Below are 1,160 nucleotides of genomic sequence, written 5' to 3' on the forward strand. Positions count from 1 at the left end.
TGCCGATGGGAACGATGGTAAGATCGTCGTCCTTTACATTCCTGTTGTTGAAGTCAAATTCCAGTTCGTAGGAGTTGCTAAAGTTATCCTCCACCACCACGATGAAATTATGCGCCTCATCACCCGCCGCCGTGTAGTACAGGCGGAATTTTTCGTTCTCCAGCAGGTAGCGGTCGTTAGGCAGGAAGGTGATGCCGTTATCCATTTTGAGCGAGCCTTCCCCCTCGAACTGGAAATAGCGGATGGTATAGAGCGTACCCGAAAAGTCGCCCTCCTTTTTCAGTTCACAGCGGATTTCCACTGTCTGCCCCTTTACTACCTTGTTCGGCACGGGCATGACCTCCACCGTGAAGGGATAGGACTGCTGGATGTCCATGTCATCGTCACATGACACGAGGGTGAATGACATGGCGGCTATCAGGCATAACGCCACTGCCTTGAATATTGATGTTCTCTTGTTTCTGTTGTTCAGTATGTTCATTGTTCTTCGATTTTTAGATGGTTGTTTTTCTGTTTTTTCGTTGTCAGTTGCAGGTACTCGTTCAAGTCCTTGCAACCGTCATAGAGGGAGGAACGGTCGGTGACACGTTCCCCGTATCGCATGGTAAGTGCGGCAAGCGTCCGCCGTCCGGCTTCGTCACGGTCGAGGAAGCAGCCGATGCGCCCGTATCCGTCCAGCAATCCCGCCGCCTTCTCCACGTTGGCGACTGAGTTCAGCACAAGACAGTCAGCGTTACCGGTTACACCAAGCGTCACGGCAGAGAGAAAGTCCATGAAGCCCTCGAACACGAGGCACTCGTCAGCCGGGATGTCATTCGCCTTTACCAGTGATACAGACTTCGGAGGTATGCAACCCTTGAAATATCGGCTTCTGACTTCATAGCCACCTGCCATGTTCGGAAAGCCAACGGCAAAATACCGTTTCCCACGCACACCGTAGTTCAAGCGGCAGCAGTGACGGGATGCGATGGCGTAAGGGATGCCCCGTTCCTCTAAATACTCCGTCAGCAGTGAGCGGAGCAGCGGAGCGACCTCCACATCCTCAAAAACGGATTCGGTCGGCTTCGAGAGATAGACGGGCTTTTCCCATCCGGCAACCGTCATATTGGCGGCTTCCGCTATGAACTTCGCTTGCTTCATGAAGTCATCGCTTTGCAGAA

The 1,160-nt window shown here is 52.8% G+C and carries 2 protein-coding genes; both read right to left on the reverse strand.

Going from position 1 to position 1,160, the window contains the following annotated elements; all coding sequences use genetic code 11:
* The coding region (locus HMPREF9442_RS07365; protein ID WP_008626962.1) for a DUF3872 domain-containing protein at positions 1-481 on the reverse strand (481 nt) is incomplete at its 3' end.
* Positions 478-1,158, reverse strand: a complete 681-nt coding sequence (locus HMPREF9442_RS07370) for a toprim domain-containing protein (protein WP_008148415.1) — start codon at positions 1,156-1,158, stop codon at positions 478-480. The genes HMPREF9442_RS07370 and HMPREF9442_RS07365, both read right to left, overlap by 4 nt.
* Positions 1,159-1,160: the final 2 nt, after the last annotated feature.

The sequence above is a fragment of the Paraprevotella xylaniphila YIT 11841 genome, from assembly GCF_000205165.1.
Classification (GTDB): Bacteria; Bacteroidota; Bacteroidia; order Bacteroidales; family Bacteroidaceae; genus Paraprevotella; species Paraprevotella xylaniphila.